Genomic DNA, 16,761 nt, shown 5'->3' with positions numbered 1-16,761 from the left:
CTACGCGATGGCGGCGACTCGGGGCGATTTTGCCTAGTGGGAGGGGTTTGCGTCCGATTCGGGGGTGGGTTGAGGGTCTGGGGGTGTTTGGGGGAGGTCTGGGGCGCCCGTACGATTTTCGGATGGAGATTCGTTCTGTGCGGTTCGACGACCCCGACGCGGTCACGCTCGACGCGATGGTGCAGCAGGAGTACATCCGGCGCTACGGCGGTCAGGGCGATCTCACGCCGCTGGACCCCGAGATGTTCGCCCCGCCGCGTGGGGCCTATCTGATCGCGTACGAGGACGGCCGGCCGCTGGCGAGCGGGGGCTGGCGGGCGCAGGAGCGCGGTGAGCTGGGTTACGCGGACGGGGACGCCGAGGTCAAGCGGATGTTCGTGGTGCCGCAGGCGCGCGGGCGGGGGCTGGCCCGGCGCATTCTCGCCGCCCTGGAGGCGGACGCGCGCGCCGCGGGCCGTACGCGCATGGTGCTGGAGACCGGGTACAAGCAGCCCGAGGCGTTCGCGCTCTACTCCTCCTGCGGCTACCGGGTGGTGGAGAAGTTCGGTTTCAACCAGGCGTACGAGGGGCTGCGGTGCATGGCGAAGCCGCTGGTCGCGGAGGGGGCGCGGGTCCCTGCGCAGCGTAGGACGCCGGGGGTGCGGCCGGCGGCCTGGTGAGTGTCGTGGGGTGAGTGGGCCCCAGGGCGGCGGGCGGGCTGATCGTTTCTGTTGACACACGTCTCGGCCGCTCTCCATACTCATTCCACTAATTAACTAGCTAAAGGGGGGACACGGGTGAGCGATCCGGGCCCATGGGCCGTCGAGGCGTACGGCCTCGGGAAGAAGTACCGCCGCGGCTGGGCGCTGCGGGACTGCTCCTTCCGCCTCCCGGCGGGGCATGTCTGCGCGCTCGTCGGCCCCAACGGCGCCGGCAAGAGCACCTTCCTGGGGCTGGCGACCCGGCTGGTGCAGGCGACCACCGGGACGCTGCGGCTGTTCGGTGTGCCGGTCACCGACCCGGCCGTCCTGGAGCACGTCGCCTACCTATCCCAGGACAAACCGCTCTACCCGCGCTTCACCGTGGAAGAGACCCTGCGCATGGGCCGGGAGCTGAACCCGCGCTGGGACCAGGCGGCGGCCGAGCGGATCGTCGGCGCCGGGAACATCCCGCCGACCGCCCGCGTCGGCACGCTCTCCGGCGGCCAGCGCACCCGCGTCGCCTTCGCGCTCGCCTTCGGCAAGCGGCCCCGGCTGCTCCTGCTGGACGAGCCGATGTCCGACCTCGACCCGCTCGCCCGGCACGAGATGTCCGGGCTGCTGATGGCCGAGGCCGCCGAGCACGGCACGACCGTACTGATGTCCTCCCACATGCTCTCCGAGATGGCGGAGATGTGTGACTACCTGCTGGTCCTGGCGGAGGGCCGGCTGCGGATGGCCGGGCAGACCGACGAGTTGGTGCCGGCGCACGCACTGGTGACCGGCGTCGCCCGGGGCACCGGCGTGCCGGAGGAGCTGACCCGGCAGCACACCGTCGTCGAATCCCGCGTCACGGGGCGGCAGTTCACCGCTCTGGTACGGCCCGGCGGGCGGTTCGAGGACGCCTGGGAGACCCACGTCCCGAGCATGGAGGAAGTGCTGCTGGCCTACCTCCGTTCGCCGCAGGCACCGCCGCTGATCTCGGCCGAGGCCCGGGTGCGGAGCGCGAGCACGGGGGCCGGCGGTGACGGCGGTGACGGCGGTGACGTCGATGACGTCGACGGGGATGGCGGGGATGGCGGCATGGACGGGGGCAGGGGCGAAGACGGGGACAGGGACGGCGGCAGGCCGAGCGGCAGCGGGCAGCGAGGAGCGGCGGTATGAACACGGTGACACCCACCGCGTCGGCGGACGACGCGACGAGGACCGCCACGCCCCGGCGCGGCATCCTGCACGGCATGACCTGGCTGGTGTGGCGCCGTCACCGCACCGCCTTCTGGATCGGCATCGCCTGCGCCGTCGTCGGCTGCGCGGTCTTCGCGTACCACCGCGCGGGCGTGATGGAGCTGGCCGACTCGCCCGGCACCAAGACCACCGGCCAGGCGTACGAGGACCTCGCCCAGAGGTTCCAGAACCAGTACCGCTGGCTGTTCGACAACACCCGCTCCTTCCTCGGCTATCTGCCCGCCGTCGCCGCGATCTTCCTCGGCGCGCCGCTGATCGCCGCGGAGCAGGAGCACGGCACCGTCAAGCTCGTCACCACCCAGTCCGCGAGCCGCGGACGCTGGATCGCCGTCAAGCTCAGCCTGCCACTGCTGATGGTGCTGCTCTGCACCACCGCGCTGTCCGCGGCCTTCACCTGGCTGTGGGAGCCCGCCCACGAGCTGGTCGACGGCGGTGACTGGCTGCACACCGGCATCTTCGACGCCACCGGCCCCGTCCCGGTGGCAAGCGCCCTCTTCCTTACGGTGTGCGCCGTCGCGATCGGGATGTTCGTACGGCGGGTGCGGCCCGGCATGGCGATCACGTTCGTCTTCACCGTGGCCTTCGGCATGCTGTGGGACCGCGTGGTCCCCCGGCTGGCCACGCCGCGCGTCCTGACGTACCCCTTCAGCGGGGACTTCCCGCCGATGCCCGCCGACAGCGTCCAGGTCGACAACTGGGTCGGCACCGCGGACGGCCGGCTCTACGGCTTCGGGACCTGCGTCGGCGACGCCCACCCGGACGCCTGCCGGGCGCAGAAAGGCATCGTCAACAACGTGGTGGAGTACTTCTCGTACGACCAGATGGGGGGCATGCAGTGGCGGGCGGCGGGCATCCTGCTGGCGCTGACCGTGGCCGTGGCCGCCCTCATCGTGTGGTGGGCCCGCCGACGGCCGCTCTGAGCGGCACCGGGGGCGGCGTCATGAGGGGGTCGGGGAGCTCGGGTGTCGTGGGGGCCGTGTGGGACACGGCCGTCATGGCTGTCATGGGCGTCGTGGGTGTCATGGGCGTCGTGGGTGTCATGGGTGCTTTGACACCCCGTACGCGGGGCCGGATCATCGAGCCGACAGGCAGCGGCCGGCCGGCGGGCGCGGCGGCGACAGCGACGGCGACAACGGTGGAGGGGTGGTGAGCATGGTCGAGTTCCGCATCGACCGGCGCAGCGGCGTCGCCACCTATCTGCAGATCGTCCAGCAGGTCCAGCAGGCGCTGCGGCTGGGCATCCTTGTGGAGGGGGACCGGCTGCCCACGGCGGCGCAGGTGGCCGCCACGACGAAGGTCAACCCGAACACGACTCTGAAGGCGTACCGGGAACTGGAGCGCGAGGGCCTGGTCGAGCCCCGGCCGGGCCTGGGCACGTTCGTCAGCCGCTCGCTCGCCCGGCCGCAGTCCGCGGCGGACTCCCTGCTGCGGGAGGAACTGCGCAAGTGGATGGACCGGGCCCGGGCGGAGGGCCTGGACCGGGAGGACGTACGGGCGCTGCTGAACTCGGTGCTGGAGGACCGGTACCCGGCGGGCTGAGCGCCGGCCCCACCGGCACCGGACCGCCCCCACCGGCACTGGGCCGCCCCACCGCCCCGGTTGACCCTCACGTGACGTCAGGCCGCACGCTGTCCTCGAACGGACCGGGCCGATACGGACCGGCGCGTCGCGGACCGGCGGAACACCGTCCGGCACACCCTCCGACGCCCGGCCCCGGCCCACGGCGGCGGAAGGCGGTTCCATGGAGTACTCGGTCGGGCAGGTCTCCGGCTTCGCGGGGATCACGGTGCGTACCCTGCACCACTACGACAAGACCGGCCTGCTCTCCCCCAGCGCCCGCAGCCCCGCCGGCTACCGCCTCTACAGCGACGCCGACCTCGCCCGGCTCCAGCAGATCCTCTTCTACCGCGAGCTGGGCTTCTCCCTGGAGGAGATCGCGGCCATCCTTGAGGACCCGCAGTCCAACGCCCTGGATCAGCTACGGGCCAGACACCGGCTCCTCAACGAGCAGATCGGCAAGCTCCAGCGGCTGGTGGCCGTCGCCGAGCGGGCGATGGAGGTGCAGCGTACGGGGGTGGAACTGACCCCCGAGGAGCGGTTCGAGGTGTTCGGCGAGGTCACCTTCGACCTCAGTTACGCCACCGACGCCCACCTGAAATGGCAGCACAGCGAGGGCCACCAGCGCTCGATGGCACGCGCCGCGGCGCACACCAAGGAGGACTGGGCGCGGATCATGGCCGAGGCGGCCGGGTGGCGCCACCGGGTGACCGGCGCCTTCGACGCCGGCGAGCCGGCCGACGGCGAGCGGGCCATGGAGCTGGCGGAGGAGCACCGGCAGCACATCACCCGCTGGTTCACCCCCTGCCCGCCCGACATGCACTGCCGGATCGCCGCTGACTTCGTCACCGACCCGCGCGCGTTCGCCCTGGTCGTACCGCCTTCCGAGCAGCGGCCCGGGCTCGCCTCCTACCTGTGTACGGCGGTGCACGCCAACGCCGTACGGCGGGCGGCGCCCCGGACGAACACCGGCGCAGGCGCAAGTACGGACACGGACGCAGACACAGACACAGCTACGAACACAGACCCTGGCGCAGGTTCGACGCTCACCGCCGTCCCGGCGGCGGAGCCCACCCCGGAGGCGAAGAGCTCATGAAGATCGTCATAGCGGCGGCCGGTTCGTACGGCGATGTCGCGCCGTTCACCGGCCTCGGGGCCCGTCTCCAGGAAGCCGGTCACCAGGTCGCTCTGGCCACCCACGACTCCTACGCTTCTCTGGTGAAGACGGCCGGCCTGGAGTTCCGCCGGCTGCCGGCCGACCCGCGTGCCGACTCGGGGCAGCCGGGCCGGGGCCCGGGCCAGGAACCGGCCTCCGGCGGCAAGCGGGAGCTGATGCGCCGAGCCGCCGCCTTCGTCCGGGAACTGGGCAAGGGCGTCGCCGAGGCCACCGCTCCCGGCGCCGACCTGCTGCTGCTCACCCCCACGACCGGTCCCCTCGGCCGGCAGGCCGGCGAGGCGACGGGCACCCCCTCCCTGAGCCTCCACCTCCAGCCCACGCACCCCACCGGGGACTTCCCGCCGGTGGTCGGCGGCACCCGCTCGCTCGGCCGCTGGGGAAATCGCGCCGCGGGCCGCCTCTCCCTGCGGGTCGTCGACCGGCTGTACGCGGGTGCCGTACGGGAACTGCGTACGGAACTGGGCCTGCCGCCCGCCTCCGCGACAGCCCTGCGCACCCGCGAGGAGAAGGCGGGCCGGCCGGTCCTGCACGGTTTCAGCCAGGTCCTCCTGCCGCGCCCCGCGGACTGGCGGCCCGGCCTGGAAGTCGTCGGCAACTGGTGGCCCTACGTGCCGCCCGAAGCCCAACTCCCGCCCGCCCTGGCGGACTTCCTCGCCTCCGGCCCGCCCCCGGTCTTCATCGGCTTCGGCAGCATGGCGTCCGGCGAAGGCGAGCGGCTGGGAGAGCTGGCCGTACGTGCGCTGCGCCGGGCGAAGGCGCGCGGCGTCCTGCAGTCCGGCTGGGCGGGGCTGACCGGACCGGAAGGCGCCACGGACGACGTACTGACGGTGGGCGAGGTCCCGCACGCCCTGCTCTTCCCGCACACGGCCGCCGTGGTGCACCACTGCGGAGCGGGTACGGCCGCGGCGGGCCTGCGTGCCGGCGTCCCCACGGTCCCCGTACCGGTCACCGCCGATCAGCCCTTCTGGGCCGCCCGCCTGGCCGCACTGGGCGCCGCCACCACCCCGATCCCCTTCTCCTCCCTGTCCGACGACCACGCCGAGGCCCGCCTGGCCACCGCCATCACCGAAGCGGTACAGGAGGCGTCCTACCGCCGGCGCGCCTCGGCCGCCGCCCGACGCATGGCGGCGGAGGACGGGGCGAGTGAGGTGCTCAAGGCGGTCGAACGGATCGCCTGAACCCACGGCACAACAGGTGCGGCACGACCGCGCTCCGGCCGGCCGCACGGACCCGTACGGACCCGTACGACGCAACCCGGACCACGCCGCACCCAAACCGGTGATCACCATCCGCGTCCGGTACACGACGGGCCGGGCGAACGGCTAGCGTCCTCCCATGGCCGAGTCCCAAGCCCCTGCGGCTTTACAGCATACCCCCATCCGTGCATGGGGCTGGTTGTTCGGAGCCCGCGAGATCGACGACACGGACACCGGACTTCCCATCTACACCGACCCCGAGAAGGACTGGGACGGGCAACTCGATCTCTTCCAGCACTGGGTTGACAAGCACGGCTATCAACGCGCGGGCTACGAGATCTGGTCCATCCTCGAACCCTCGCACAACCTGGCGGCCTTCCTGACCAAGGAGCAGATCCCCGTACTGGTCATCCCGGGCCGGGCCATCCGCGACCGGATGCGCGCCACGTGGAAATGCTGGCCACAGGTGGTGGCGGACGTGGAAGCGGCCGGAGTCAGGCTGGAGATCGCCGAGTACGACGCCCCCTGACACCCGGCCGCCGACCTACGGGCCCGACAGAAGCTCGGCCCGGTCCGGAAGCCCGGCAGGCCCTTGAACCACCCGAACGGGAGGGTGCGCCCGGTCTTCTCTGCCGAACGGCATACCCGCGCGCCCGCGGGGCCGGTGGTCTCCGCTGATCGGCAGATGTTGCCGGTCCGCGTCCGGCGGAAAGCTGGAGGCGCACCGGCGGGAGGGCCGCCGGGCGGTGAGAAAGGACTACGACCATGGCCGGGCGGACAGCGGGCGCCGAACCACTTCCAGACGTTCCTTGTGGCGATGTCGGCACGCGTACCGACGCCCATGCTCGCGCCCATGCCCATGCCGACGCCCACACCTCCGCGACCCGTACGCGGTGGTGGTCGCTGTGGCCGGACTGGGCCGGTTATCTGGCGGCCCTGTGGTCCCTGCTGTACGGGGTCGCCGGAGCGTACTGGGCGGCGGGCGGCGCCGGTTATCCGTTCGCGGCCACCCGGCCCGAGCGTGCCTCGGCCTCGCTGCTCGAACCGAGCCGGGCGGAGGTGGTGGGTCCCTTCATCGCCGCGCTGGGTGCGCTCGGCGTGGTCGCCGGGCTGCTGATGGCCCGTGGCCGGGTGCAGGGCCGGGCCCGTGCCTGGCTGCTGGGTTACGGCTGGGGGACCGCCGTGTTCCTGGCCCTGGTCGTCCCCGACTACTCGCTGCTGGGCCTGCTGGTCTTCTCGCCGCTGCTCGTGGTGTTCGCGTTCACCGGCGTACCGGGTCCGCAGGACGGGGTGGGTGACGTCCTCTACTGGCACCGGGGCAACCTCGTCATCATCTTCGTCGGCGGACTGCTGTGGGCCCTGGCGACCCTGGCCTACCAGCGGCGCACCGCCGGGTCGTGCGTCCACTGCGGCCGGAACCGGCACACCCCGGCGGCGCGCTGGACCACGCCGGAGGCCACGCGGCGCTGGGGACGCTGGGCGGTCTGGACGGCCGCCGCGGCGTCGATCCCCTACGACCTGACCCGGCTCGCCTGGTACTTCGACTGGCCCCTGGGCATCACGGAGGAGTTCCTGAAGGACATGCAGAGCACGCCCGGGATGATGGAGATCGCGCTGGGCCTGGCGCTCGCCTCGACGGCGGGCGGTCTGCTCACCCACGGGCTGATCAGCCGGTGGGGCGAGGTGTGGCCGCGCTGGGTGTGGTGGAAGGCGGGCAAGCCGGTGCGGCCGGCCACGGCGATCGTCCCGGCCACGGTCGTGGCGCTGGTGCTGGTGCCGGGCGGCCTGATGAACATCCGGCACGTGACGGCCGAGATGTGGGGCGCCAACGGTCCTGGCATCTTCTGGGCGCTGTGGGGCGTGGCCCTGGGCGCGGCGACGCTGGCGTACTACCTCCGCCGGCGCGGTCAGTGCGCGCACTGCCGGCTGGGCTGAGCGCGGGCGCCGGTACGGGGTAGGGGGTACGGGGTACGGGGTACGGCGGCGGGCCGGATGCGGGCCGCCGCCGTACCCCGTATCTGTTTCTTTCCCGTTTGCCGCGTCTCTGTGGCTTCCGTGGCTCAGGGGGTTTCCCGTCGCCTCCGTCAGCCGTCCGCCTCCGTCAGCCGTCCGCCCGCGACAGCCGTACGGTCACGATCTGGAACGGCCGCAGGGCCAGCAGCACCCGGCCGCCACCGGACGGACCGCTCGGTGCCTCATACCTCGCGGCACCCGCCTCCCCCGTCCCGCCCCCGTACGGCCGCTCCAGCAGATCCGTCTCCACCGCCCCCGCCAGCGGGAACGAGGTCTTAAGTACGGCCTGTGCGCGCCCGCCCGCCGACTCGTAGAGGCGCACGACCACATCGCCGCCCCGGTCCTCGGCGAGCTTGACGGCCGCCACGACCACCGCGTCGTTGTCCACCGAGACCAGCGGGGCCACCGGGTCCGCGCCCTCGACCGTGCGCTCCGGCAGGTTGATCCAGTGCCCCTCGCGGACCGCGTCGGTCACGCCCGCGCCGGGCGCCAGCGCGTACCGCAGCCGGTGCCGCCCCTGGTCGGTCTCCGGGTCCGGGTAGCGCGGGGCGCGCAGCAGCGAGAGCCGTACGGTCGTGGTCTGGCCGCCGTCCGCGCGGATGTCGCGGGTGACGTCGTGCCCGTACGTGGAGTCGTTGACGATGGCGGCGCCCCAGCCGGGTTCCTCGACGTGGATCCAGCGGTGCGCGCAGATCTCGAACTTGGCGGCCTCCCAGGAGGTGTTGGTGTGCGTGGCACGGAAGACGTGCCCGAACTGGGTCTCGGAGGCGGACCGTTCGGCCTTGACGTCCAGCGGGAAGGCGGCCTTGAGGATGGTCTCGGTCTCGTGCCAGTCCACCTCGGTGTCGATGTCCAGGACCTTGGCTCCGGCCCGCAGCGTCAGCACCTGCGTGACGCGGGAGGACCCGAAGGCCCGTACGACCCTGACGCGCGCCGCCCGGTCCTCCTCGTCCGGCCCGGTCCCGGGTCCCCGCGCGGTCAGCTCCTCCACCCCGGTCAGATCGGTGACCTGGTGGCGGTAGAACGCGTCCAGGTCCCAGGCGTCCCACATGTTGGGGAAGTCCGGGTGGATCTGGAGGAGGTTGGCGGCCAGCCCGGGGGCGACGGCCTCTCGGCGCGCCTGGATGTCGTACGCGGAGACCACCAGGCCGCGCCCGTCGACCTCGATCCGCAGCAGGCCGTTGGCCAGCGTGAAGCCGCCCTCCGGGCGCTCCTCCAGGGTGACGGGCGCGACATCCGCGTCCGGCTCGCCGGCCTGGCCGGTCACCACCGCCGCGCCGCCCGCCGGTACCCCGTGCCGCGCGTGCGGAGCGGCGTTGAAGACGATCCGCTCTCTCCCTTCCCCCGCCAGTGCCCGCTGTGCGGCCTCCACCACGGCCGTCAGCTCCGCCCGCACCCGCGCGTAGGTCTCGCGGGCCTCGCGGTGCACCCAGGCGATGGACGAGCCGGGCAGGATGTCGTGGAACTGGTGCAGCAGCACCGTCTTCCACAGGCGCTCCAGGTCCTCGTACGGATAGGTGTGGCCCGGCACGCGTACGGCGGCGGTGGCGGCCCACAGCTCGGCCTCGCGCAGCAGCGACTCGCTGTGCCGGTTGCCCTGCTTGGTCCTGGCCTGCGAGGTGTACGTACCGCGGTGCAGCTCCAGGTACAGTTCGCCCGCCCATACGGGCGCGTCCGGGTATTCGGCGTGTGCCTTCTCGAAGAACGCCGAGGGGCGTTCGACCGTCACGCGCGGGGAGCCTTCCAGGTCGTGCAGCCGTGCCGCGCGGGCGAGCATCTCGCGGGTGGGCCCGCCCCCGCCGTCACCCCACCCGAAGGGCACCAGCGAGCGCGAACCGCGCCCCTTCTCGCGGTAGTTGCGGGCGGCATGCGCCAGTTGCCCGCCGCCCAGGTCGGAGTTGTAGGTGTCCACGGGCGGGAAGTGGGTGAAGACGCGGGTGCCGTCGATGCCCTCCCACCAGAAGGTGTGGTGGGGGAAGGCGTTGGTCTGGCTCCAGGAGATCTTCTGGGTCAGGAACCACCGTGAGCCGGAGAGCTTGACGAGCTGCGGCATGGCGGCGGTGTAGCCGAAGGAGTCCGGCAGCCAGACCTCCCGCGTCTCGATCCCGAACTCCTCCAGGAAGAACTTCTTCCCGTAGAGGAACTGCCGGGCCATCGCCTCCCCGCCGACCATGTTGGTGTCGGACTCCACCCACATCCCGCCGACCGGCACGAACTGCCCGGCGGCGATCTTCTCCTTCACCCGGGCGAAGACCTCGGGCCGGTGCTCCTTGATCCAGGCGAGCTGCTGCGCCTGCGACATCGCGAAGACGAACTCGGGGTGGTCGTCCATCAGGGCGGTGACGTTGGAGCACGTACGGGCCACCTTGCGCACCGTCTCGCGCAGCGGCCACAGCCAGGCCGAGTCGATGTGGGCGTGGCCGACGGCGCTCAGGCGGTGGGCGGAGGCGTGGGCCGGGGCGGACCGGACGTCCGCCAGCCGCGCGCGGGCCCGGCCGGCCGAGGCGGGTACATCGGCCAGGTCCAGGGCGTCCAGGGCCTGTTCGACGGCGCGCAGGATCCCGTACCGGCGCGCGTCGGTCTCCGAGAGCTCCCTCATCAGCCCGTACAGCACTTCCAGGTCCTGAACCAGCTCCCACACCTCCGTCTCGAAGACCACCAGGTCCATCCGCTCCAGGCGGTACAGCGGCCGGTGGCTCGCGGTGAGCCGGTCGCCTTCGTACGTGGGGGTCTGGTCGGCCAGGACCGGGTTGGAGGCCGCCTCGACGTACAGCTCCACCTCCTCGCCGCCGGCCGCCGGATCGCCCAACCGGACCCAGTCGTTGTACGGGTTGAGGCCCTTCACGGCGTGGCCGTCGGGGCGGTGGACCAGCCCCTCGCACTGGAAGCCCGGCGTCATGCGGTCGAAGCCGAGGTCCAGGACGGCTTCGACGGTGCGCCCGGCCCACTCCTCGGGGACGCGGCCGGTGACCTTGAACCAGGTGGTGCCCCAGGCGGGGCCCCAGCTCTCGCCCGTCTTGGCGGGCTCGTAGGCGGCGGCCAGCCCCTCGGCGACCGGTACGGGTTCGCCGGGCGCCTCCCAGCGCTCGACGGTCAGCGGCACGGAACGGCTGCGGACGGCGGGTTTGATCCGGTCCTTCAGGACGCGGAGAAGGCGGTGTTCGACGATGCTGCGGTCGTCGTGCATGACGGGCTCCGGTTCCGGTGGGTGCGGGGCACGGGGGCGGTGGTGCAGGGCAGGGATGTGGGGGTGCAGGGCAGGAGTGCAGGAGTCGGGGCGGTGACGGTCGCGGTCCGGGGGCCGGGAACTACCAGCTCACCACGGCCGGCACCGGGGCTGAAGAGGTGTACAGCTCGCCGACGGCCCGCACCTCCAGGCGGGTGGCCCGCTCCCCCGCCGTCCGGCGCACCGCGGGTATGTACAGCGCGGTGCCGCAGGTCCCGCCGAGGAAGCGGCGCGCGCCGTCCGGCAGGAGCTGGTGGACTTCGTAGTGCCGGGGTACGGGGCCCGTGCGGCGGGCCGCCGCCCGCCAGGTCAGCCGCAGTTCGGCCGTGTCCCGGCCGGTGTCCCGCCGGGCCGCGACCGTCAGGCCGCGCGGTGGCGCGGGGGTCGCCTTTCCGGGCGCGCCGTCGTGTACCGCCAGCGCGCCGAGCCGCCAGCGGGCCCCGCCACCGCCCTCCGGCGCTTCCAGCCGCACCCCGAGCACGCAGGCGGTACGTGCCGCGCCGCCCCCGATCCGTACGGCCGAGGTCGTCCAGCCGGCCACGGTCCGTACGGCTTTGACGGGCAGGAACCGCATGTCGGGCGGGGTCCCGGCGGCCTTCGGCTCGTGGTGGGCCACGGCGGCGGTGACGGTGACGGGCGCGGAGCCCGCCTCGGTCCGGTGCACGAGTTCCAGTACGGTCCCCTCGCGCAGCGGCAGCCGCGTACGGAACAGTTCCAGCGTCACCGGCCCGTCGGACAGGTCGCCCTCGACCAGCAGGCTGCTGCCGCCGCGCCAGGCCGCGTCGAAGTCCAGCGCCACCTGCGGGCGCGCCCCGCGCGTACGGACGGACCAGCGGCGGCCCGGCAGCCGGTCCTGGAGCGCAAGGTGGCTCCACCCGCCCTCGCCGGTCCGCACCCCGTTCTCGTACCAGTCGGTGCCGTGCCCGGTGCTGAAGGAGCAGGCGAAGGGCACGGCCGTGACCGTGGAGCGGTCGGCGACGTGCCGGGCGGGCGGCTGCCAGGCACCCGGGCCGGCCGGTGCGGACGGGTCGGTGTTCTGGCCGCACCAGAACCGGTCGTCCCGGTCGTGGAAGCGGCCGGGCGCCTCGCCCGCCCGGCGGGTCCACTCCGGCCGGTAGAACCCGTAGGACACCACGTGGTCACGGCCCCCGGGCACGATCGCCTCCCAGTCGACGCCGGTCCCCCAGCCGTTCGCCTCCACGTCCACCCCGGCCCACAGCTCGTACGGGGAACGCCCCAGCCGCCGGGCGTGGGCGGCCGAGGACGCGAGCCGGGCGGCGCTCCAGCGGAAGTCCACGAACATCGTGTCGGATACCTTCCCCGCGCCGCGCTGGAGGAACATCGCGTTCCGGTCGTTCAGGGCGCCCTGCCAGCCGACCCGGCCGTCCGCGTTCAGCGCGTCGTACCAGGTGATCCGCAGTTCGGGCGCGGCGGCCCGCAGCGCCTGGAGGAAGTCGGCGACGTCGCGCGCCAGTTGGGCGTCGCCGCCGTCGGTCTCCGCGTTGAGGAACCAGCCGTCGAACCCGTACGTACGGGCAACCTGGACCAGCTTGCCGGCGAGCGGGAAGCGGCCCAGGGAGTCGCGCTGGACCAGTTCACGGGTCCACTTCAGGTCGCCGCCGAAGGCGGCCGGCGGGAGGAAGACCGTGCCCAGCACACGGACGCCGTTGCGGTGCGCGGCGTCCACGACGGGGGCGTTGGGGGCGAGGATGACGCCCTCTCCCGAGGAGCCGCCCCAGAAGACCAGCTCCTCCAGGAAAGCCCAGTGGGTCAGGGCGTAGTAGTCGGCCGAGGGCACGCCCTGGGAGGGGTTGGCCGCGGTACCCGCGAAGGAGACCAGCGCTGTGACGCGCGCCTGGTCACGGCGGGCGGTGGGGGTGGCGGGGACCGGAGTGAAGCGTTCGGCGAGCGGCACGGTCGCGGTGTTGTACGGCAGGTCGGGGTCGTCCTGCGGGCGCCAGGTCTTCAGGCTGCGCCAGACGGCTCCCGGGTCGGGCTGCCGCCCCTCGGGGAAGCTGTCGGGGAACCAGTACGAGGCGTACGGCTGGAGGGACGCGGCGGGGGCGGCGGGGGCCGGGCCCCGTGCCGGGACCGGAGCCGGGGCCGCTGGTCCCGCGAGGGGCAGTACGGTCGCCGTGGCGACGGCACCCGCCATCACGGCACGGCGGGAGACCGCGGGGACCGTACGGGGTGCGGGTGAAGGCGTGCGGGTGCTGGTGCCCGGGTCGGGCAACCGTCTGTCGGCCACTGCTCGCTCCTGGTTTCGTCCTCGGTTTTCGTCCTCGGTGTCGTGCCCGTCGTACGTACTCGCGTGCTCGGCCGCCCCCGGTGCTCGGCCGGCCTCGGTGCTCAGCCGACATCCTCCGGACGCACCACTTCCGTGATGCCCCGCGCGGCGAGGTGCCCCGCGTCCCGCGCCCGCCCCGCCAGCACCACCGCGGCCCGCACCCCCTGGTCCGCCAGCCGGGCCCACGCCTCGAAGAACGTGCCGCCCGGCGCGCACACCGAGCGGCCCGGCGCCGCGTCGCCCCCTCCCGCTTCCCCGCCCCCTCCCGCGCCCTCGGCCTCTCCCGCATCCAGCACCAGCGCGGTCCTGCGGAGCACCGGGCGCGGCGGGTCGGCGCGCAGCCGGGCGGCCGTCCCGGCCACCGCCCGCCCGGCCGGCTTGACGTCCCCTTCGCAGGTCAGCAGCCCGAGCCCGTACTCCAGTTCCGGGAAGTCGGCCAGCTCCCGTGAGACGTCGTGCGAGCACCACCAGGTGATGCCGTAAAGGTCCTCGCAGGTCAGCGCATTGGTCAGGGTGGCCTCGGTGAAAGCGGCGGCCTGCCTGGCGGGGACGAGCGGGGCCGGCGCGCCGACCTCCTGGAGCCACACCGGCCGTCGCGGGTCGCGCGCCCACGCCTTGGACAGTTCGATGAGGTACTCGGCGTGCCGGACCGTGGCGGTGCCGCCGGGGCCGTGGTGCTGCGCGGTGCCGTTGAAGACCCAGGAGTGGACGGCGGTGACGGCACCGAGGCGGGCGGCGTGGGCGGGGGTGAAGGGGTGGCCGTCCTGGAACCACACCGCGTCGTACTCGCAGTGGGTGTGCAGCTTGCCGGGCGCGGCCCGCTCGCACACCGCCAGCAGGCGTTCCAGCCAGGCCCCGGCCTCCTCCCGCGTACAGGTGTCGGGGTCGGGGTGCGGCGGGCCGGAGAACTGGTTGACCTCGTTGCCCAGGCTCAGGCCCAGGAAGTTGGGCCGTCCGGCGAGCGTACGGGCCAGCGCCTCCAGGTAGCGGACCTCGCCGTCGATGGCTTCGGGGTCGGTGAACATGTTGCGGCGGTGCCAGCTCCGTAGCCAGGACGGCATGAAGTCGAAGCTGGACAGATGGCCCTGGAGGGCGTCCACGGCGACGTCCAGGCCGTGTCCGGCGGCGGCGTCCACGAGCTGCCCGAGCTGGTCGAGGGCGCGGGGGCGGACCAGGGCGCGGTTGGGCTGGAAGACCGGCCAGAGCGCGAAGACCCGTACGTGGTCCAGGCCGAGCCCGGCCAGCGCGTCGAAGTCCCGGTGTACGTCGTCGGGGTCGAAGTCGAGCCAGTGGTGGAACCAGCCGCGTCCGGGCGTGTAGTTGGCGCCCATGCGCGGCGCCGCGGGCGGGTGGACGCGGGGAGGGACGAACGGCCGGCCGGCCGGGGGCGCCGGCCGGCCGGGCCGCCCCTCGGGAACCGTCACCTCACCGCCCCTGTCTTCAGAGCCCGTCATATCTTGACCGCCCCCTCCCCCACGCCCTTGAAGAAGTACCGCTGGAGGGCGAAGAAGAGCGCCATCATCGGGAGCAGCGCGGCCATCGCCCCGGCGGCGATCAGGCGCTGGTCGTTGACGGTGGTGGCGCCTGCCAGGGATTTGAGGCCGAGCTGAAGCGTGTAGTGCTCGGGGTCGGTCAGGACGATCAGCGGCCACAGGAAGTCGTCCCAGGCGCCCATGAAGCTGGTGATGCACACCACCGCCAGTGCGCCTTTGGCCGCGGGCAGGAACACCCTGGTGAAGCGCTGCCACTCGTTCGCGCCGTCCAGGACGGCGGCCTCCTCGATCTCCTTGGGCACGGCCAGGAACGCCGCCCGCATGATCATGAGGTTGAGTACGGAGACCGCGCCGGGCAGCCAGACGCCGATGAGGGTGTCCACCAAGCCCATGGAGCGGACCGTGAGGAACATCGAGATCATCACGGACTCGAAGGGGAACATCAGCGTGGCGACGAGCACGGTGAAGACCGTCCTGCGTCCCCGCCAGCCCGCCCGCGACAGGGCGTAGCCGCCCATCGCCGCGAACAGGCAGTTGGAGGTGACGGCCAGGGCGGCGACGGTCAGTGTGTTGCCCACGTACGGCAGGAGCGGGAAGGACTCGGCGACCCGCGCGTAGTTGTCCAGGGTCGGGCTGCCGGGCAGCACGCCCCCGTACACGTTCTCCTCGCGGCCCTTGAGGGAGGTCAGGAATTGCCAGACGATCGGTCCCAGCATCACCACCAGCATCAGGCACAGCGTCAGATAGCGGCCGGTGAGCCCGGCGAGGGCGCGGCCCCGGCGCCGTCCCGCGACGGCAGGGCCACCGTGCGGACCGGCCGGCGCCCGCCGCGAGCGGCCGGGGGACAGCAGGGCGCTCATCCCTCGTCCCCCTTGGACAGCTTGCGCCCCAGCAGGCTGAAGCCCAGCGTCAGGAGGAACAGCAGGATGGAGACGGCAGCCGCGTACCCGGTCTCGCCGGCGAAGCCCAGGCCCACCTGACGGACCAGGAACGGCAGCGTACGGGCGCCGCCACCGGGCCCGCCGCTCTCCCCGCCGAGGATGTAGACCTCGGTGAACACCCGCAGCGCGGAGATCGCCGAGAGCGTGCCGACCAGCAGCATCATCGGTTTCACGCACGGCACGGTGACGCTGAGGAAGCGGCGCAGCGGCCCGGCGCCGTCCAGCGCCGCGGCCTCGTACAAGGAGACCGGTACGTTCCCCAGGGCCGCGAGGTAGAAGACCATGTAGTAGCCCAGGCCCTTCCAGATCGTCACGATCATCGCGGACACCAGGAGCATGGTGGAATCGGTGAGGAAGGGAATCGGCCCGGCGATCACTCCCAGCTTCTGGAAGACGGTGTTGACCAGCCCGTCGCTGCGCAGCACCCACTGCCACATCAGGCCGACGACGACCGCCGAGGCGATGACGGGGGTGTAGAAGGCGGAGCGGAAGAAGCCGATGCCGGGGATCTTCTTCTGTACCAGGACGGCCAGCGCCAGCGGCAGCAGGACCAGGCACGGCACGACCACGACCAGGTACAGGACGCTGTTGGTCGTCGCCGTCCAGAAGTCGGGGTCGGCCAGCGCCCGGCCGTAGTTGTCCAGGCCGACGAAGGTGCCGCCCTTGAGGATCTGGGCGTCGGTCAGGGAGAGGACGACGGTGTTGACGAACGGCCAGAGGCTGAAGAGCGCCACCATGACCAGGCCGGGCAGCAGGAACAGGTACGGGGACCACCAGCGGCGGTGCACCAGGCCGGTCTCCGTCTCCATCGCCGCGCGGCGGGCCTGCTCGTGGCGGCGGTCACGGCGGCGGTCGCGGAGCCGGTCCCGGCGGCGGTCGCGGAGCCGGTCACGGCGGGGTGCGGGCCTGGTGCGTACGGGGCCGCCGGACCGTTCGCCGGACCCCGGGC

At 73.0% G+C, this 16,761-nt stretch carries 14 protein-coding genes; 9 read left to right on the top strand and 5 right to left on the bottom strand.

The features are described 5' to 3' along the window. Positions 1-122 precede the first annotated feature (122 nt). From KGS77_RS20915 to KGS77_RS20875, 9 genes are all read left to right on the top strand, one after another. Positions 123-659 (top strand): GNAT family N-acetyltransferase, encoded by a 537-nt coding sequence (locus tag KGS77_RS20915; RefSeq protein WP_242584117.1) that lies wholly within the window; start codon positions 123-125, stop codon positions 657-659. A 117-nt stretch (positions 660-776) separates the two neighbouring features. Continuing rightward, on the top strand, positions 777-1,841 hold the full coding sequence (locus tag KGS77_RS20910) for an ABC transporter ATP-binding protein (protein WP_242584115.1): 1,065 nt from the start codon (positions 777-779) through the stop codon (positions 1,839-1,841). Further along, the gene (locus KGS77_RS20905; protein ID WP_242584113.1) at positions 1,838-2,842 is read left to right on the top strand and encodes an ABC transporter permease subunit; all 1,005 of its coding nucleotides are present in this window, start codon (positions 1,838-1,840) and stop codon (positions 2,840-2,842) included. Before KGS77_RS20910 ends, KGS77_RS20905 begins: the two co-directional genes overlap by 4 nt. Before the next feature lie 47 nt (positions 2,843-2,889). Beyond that, a complete protein-coding gene (locus KGS77_RS20900) occupies positions 2,890-3,072 on the top strand; it encodes a hypothetical protein (protein ID WP_242584111.1) in 183 nt (60 codons plus the stop codon). After that, a complete protein-coding gene (locus KGS77_RS20895) occupies positions 3,066-3,461 on the top strand; it encodes a GntR family transcriptional regulator (RefSeq protein WP_242584108.1) in 396 nt (131 codons plus the stop codon). The genes KGS77_RS20900 and KGS77_RS20895 overlap by 7 nt, the downstream gene beginning before the upstream one ends. Positions 3,462-3,663: 202 nt before the next feature. Continuing rightward, a complete protein-coding gene (locus tag KGS77_RS20890) occupies positions 3,664-4,575 on the top strand; it encodes a MerR family transcriptional regulator (RefSeq protein ID WP_242584096.1) in 912 nt (303 codons plus the stop codon). Beyond that, a complete protein-coding gene (locus KGS77_RS20885; protein ID WP_242584094.1) occupies positions 4,572-5,834 on the top strand; it encodes a glycosyltransferase in 1,263 nt (420 codons plus the stop codon). Before KGS77_RS20890 ends, KGS77_RS20885 begins: the two co-directional genes overlap by 4 nt. Before the next feature lie 157 nt (positions 5,835-5,991). Continuing rightward, positions 5,992-6,381 (top strand): hypothetical protein, encoded by a 390-nt coding sequence (locus tag KGS77_RS20880; protein ID WP_242584091.1) that lies wholly within the window; start codon positions 5,992-5,994, stop codon positions 6,379-6,381. 236 nt (positions 6,382-6,617) lie between these two features. Continuing rightward, entirely contained in the window at positions 6,618-7,787 is a 1,170-nt protein-coding gene (locus KGS77_RS20875; RefSeq protein WP_242584089.1) for an NYN domain-containing protein, read from the top strand. 166 nt (positions 7,788-7,953) lie between these two features. On the opposite strand, the gene KGS77_RS20870 is transcribed toward KGS77_RS20875, so the two are convergent. The 5 genes from KGS77_RS20870 to KGS77_RS20850 form a co-directional block, all read right to left on the bottom strand. Further along, on the bottom strand, positions 7,954-11,052 hold the full coding sequence (locus KGS77_RS20870; RefSeq protein WP_242584087.1) for a glycoside hydrolase family 38 C-terminal domain-containing protein: 3,099 nt from the start codon (positions 11,050-11,052) through the stop codon (positions 7,954-7,956). 121 nt (positions 11,053-11,173) lie between these two features. Beyond that, positions 11,174-13,246, bottom strand: a complete 2,073-nt coding sequence (locus KGS77_RS20865) for an endo-beta-N-acetylglucosaminidase (protein ID WP_242587594.1) — start codon at positions 13,244-13,246, stop codon at positions 11,174-11,176. A gap of 194 nt (positions 13,247-13,440) precedes the next feature. Further along, complete coding sequence (locus KGS77_RS20860) at positions 13,441-14,709, bottom strand: glycosyl hydrolase (protein WP_242587593.1); 1,269 nt, start codon at positions 14,707-14,709, stop codon at positions 13,441-13,443. A 119-nt stretch (positions 14,710-14,828) separates the two neighbouring features. Continuing rightward, positions 14,829-15,731, bottom strand: coding sequence for a carbohydrate ABC transporter permease (locus tag KGS77_RS20855; RefSeq protein ID WP_242584076.1), 903 nt, complete (start codon positions 15,729-15,731; stop codon positions 14,829-14,831). Then, positions 15,728-16,621, bottom strand: a complete 894-nt coding sequence (locus KGS77_RS20850) for a sugar ABC transporter permease (RefSeq protein WP_242587592.1) — start codon at positions 16,619-16,621, stop codon at positions 15,728-15,730. Before KGS77_RS20850 ends, KGS77_RS20855 begins: the two co-directional genes overlap by 4 nt. Positions 16,622-16,761 lie beyond the last annotated feature (140 nt).

The organism is Streptomyces sp. MST-110588 (assembly GCF_022695595.1).
Taxonomy (GTDB): Bacteria; Actinomycetota; Actinomycetes; order Streptomycetales; family Streptomycetaceae; genus Streptomyces.
Note: the sequence above shows the minus strand (reverse complement) of the source record. Positions and strands in the feature narration are given on the sequence as shown.

Excerpts from the sequence above, each read along its gene's own strand:
- KGS77_RS20865 (WP_242587594.1), bottom strand. The coding sequence starts at position 13,246 with ATGGCGGGTGCCGTCGCCACGGCGACCGTACTGCCCCTCGCGGGACCA.
- KGS77_RS20870 (WP_242584087.1), bottom strand. The coding sequence starts at position 11,052 with ATGCACGACGACCGCAGCATCGTCGAACACCGCCTTCTCCGCGTCCTG.
- KGS77_RS20880 (WP_242584091.1), top strand. The coding sequence starts at position 5,992 with ATGGCCGAGTCCCAAGCCCCTGCGGCTTTACAGCATACCCCCATCCGT.
- KGS77_RS20905 (WP_242584113.1), top strand. The coding sequence starts at position 1,838 with ATGAACACGGTGACACCCACCGCGTCGGCGGACGACGCGACGAGGACC.
- KGS77_RS20860 (WP_242587593.1), bottom strand. The coding sequence starts at position 14,709 with ATGGGCGCCAACTACACGCCCGGACGCGGCTGGTTCCACCACTGGCTC.
- KGS77_RS20875 (WP_242584089.1), top strand. The coding sequence starts at position 6,618 with ATGGCCGGGCGGACAGCGGGCGCCGAACCACTTCCAGACGTTCCTTGT.
- KGS77_RS20915 (WP_242584117.1), top strand. The coding sequence starts at position 123 with ATGGAGATTCGTTCTGTGCGGTTCGACGACCCCGACGCGGTCACGCTC.
- KGS77_RS20855 (WP_242584076.1), bottom strand. The coding sequence starts at position 15,731 with ATGAGCGCCCTGCTGTCCCCCGGCCGCTCGCGGCGGGCGCCGGCCGGT.
- KGS77_RS20885 (WP_242584094.1), top strand. The coding sequence starts at position 4,572 with ATGAAGATCGTCATAGCGGCGGCCGGTTCGTACGGCGATGTCGCGCCG.
- KGS77_RS20890 (WP_242584096.1), top strand. The coding sequence starts at position 3,664 with ATGGAGTACTCGGTCGGGCAGGTCTCCGGCTTCGCGGGGATCACGGTG.
- KGS77_RS20850 (WP_242587592.1), bottom strand. The coding sequence starts at position 16,621 with ATGGAGACGGAGACCGGCCTGGTGCACCGCCGCTGGTGGTCCCCGTAC.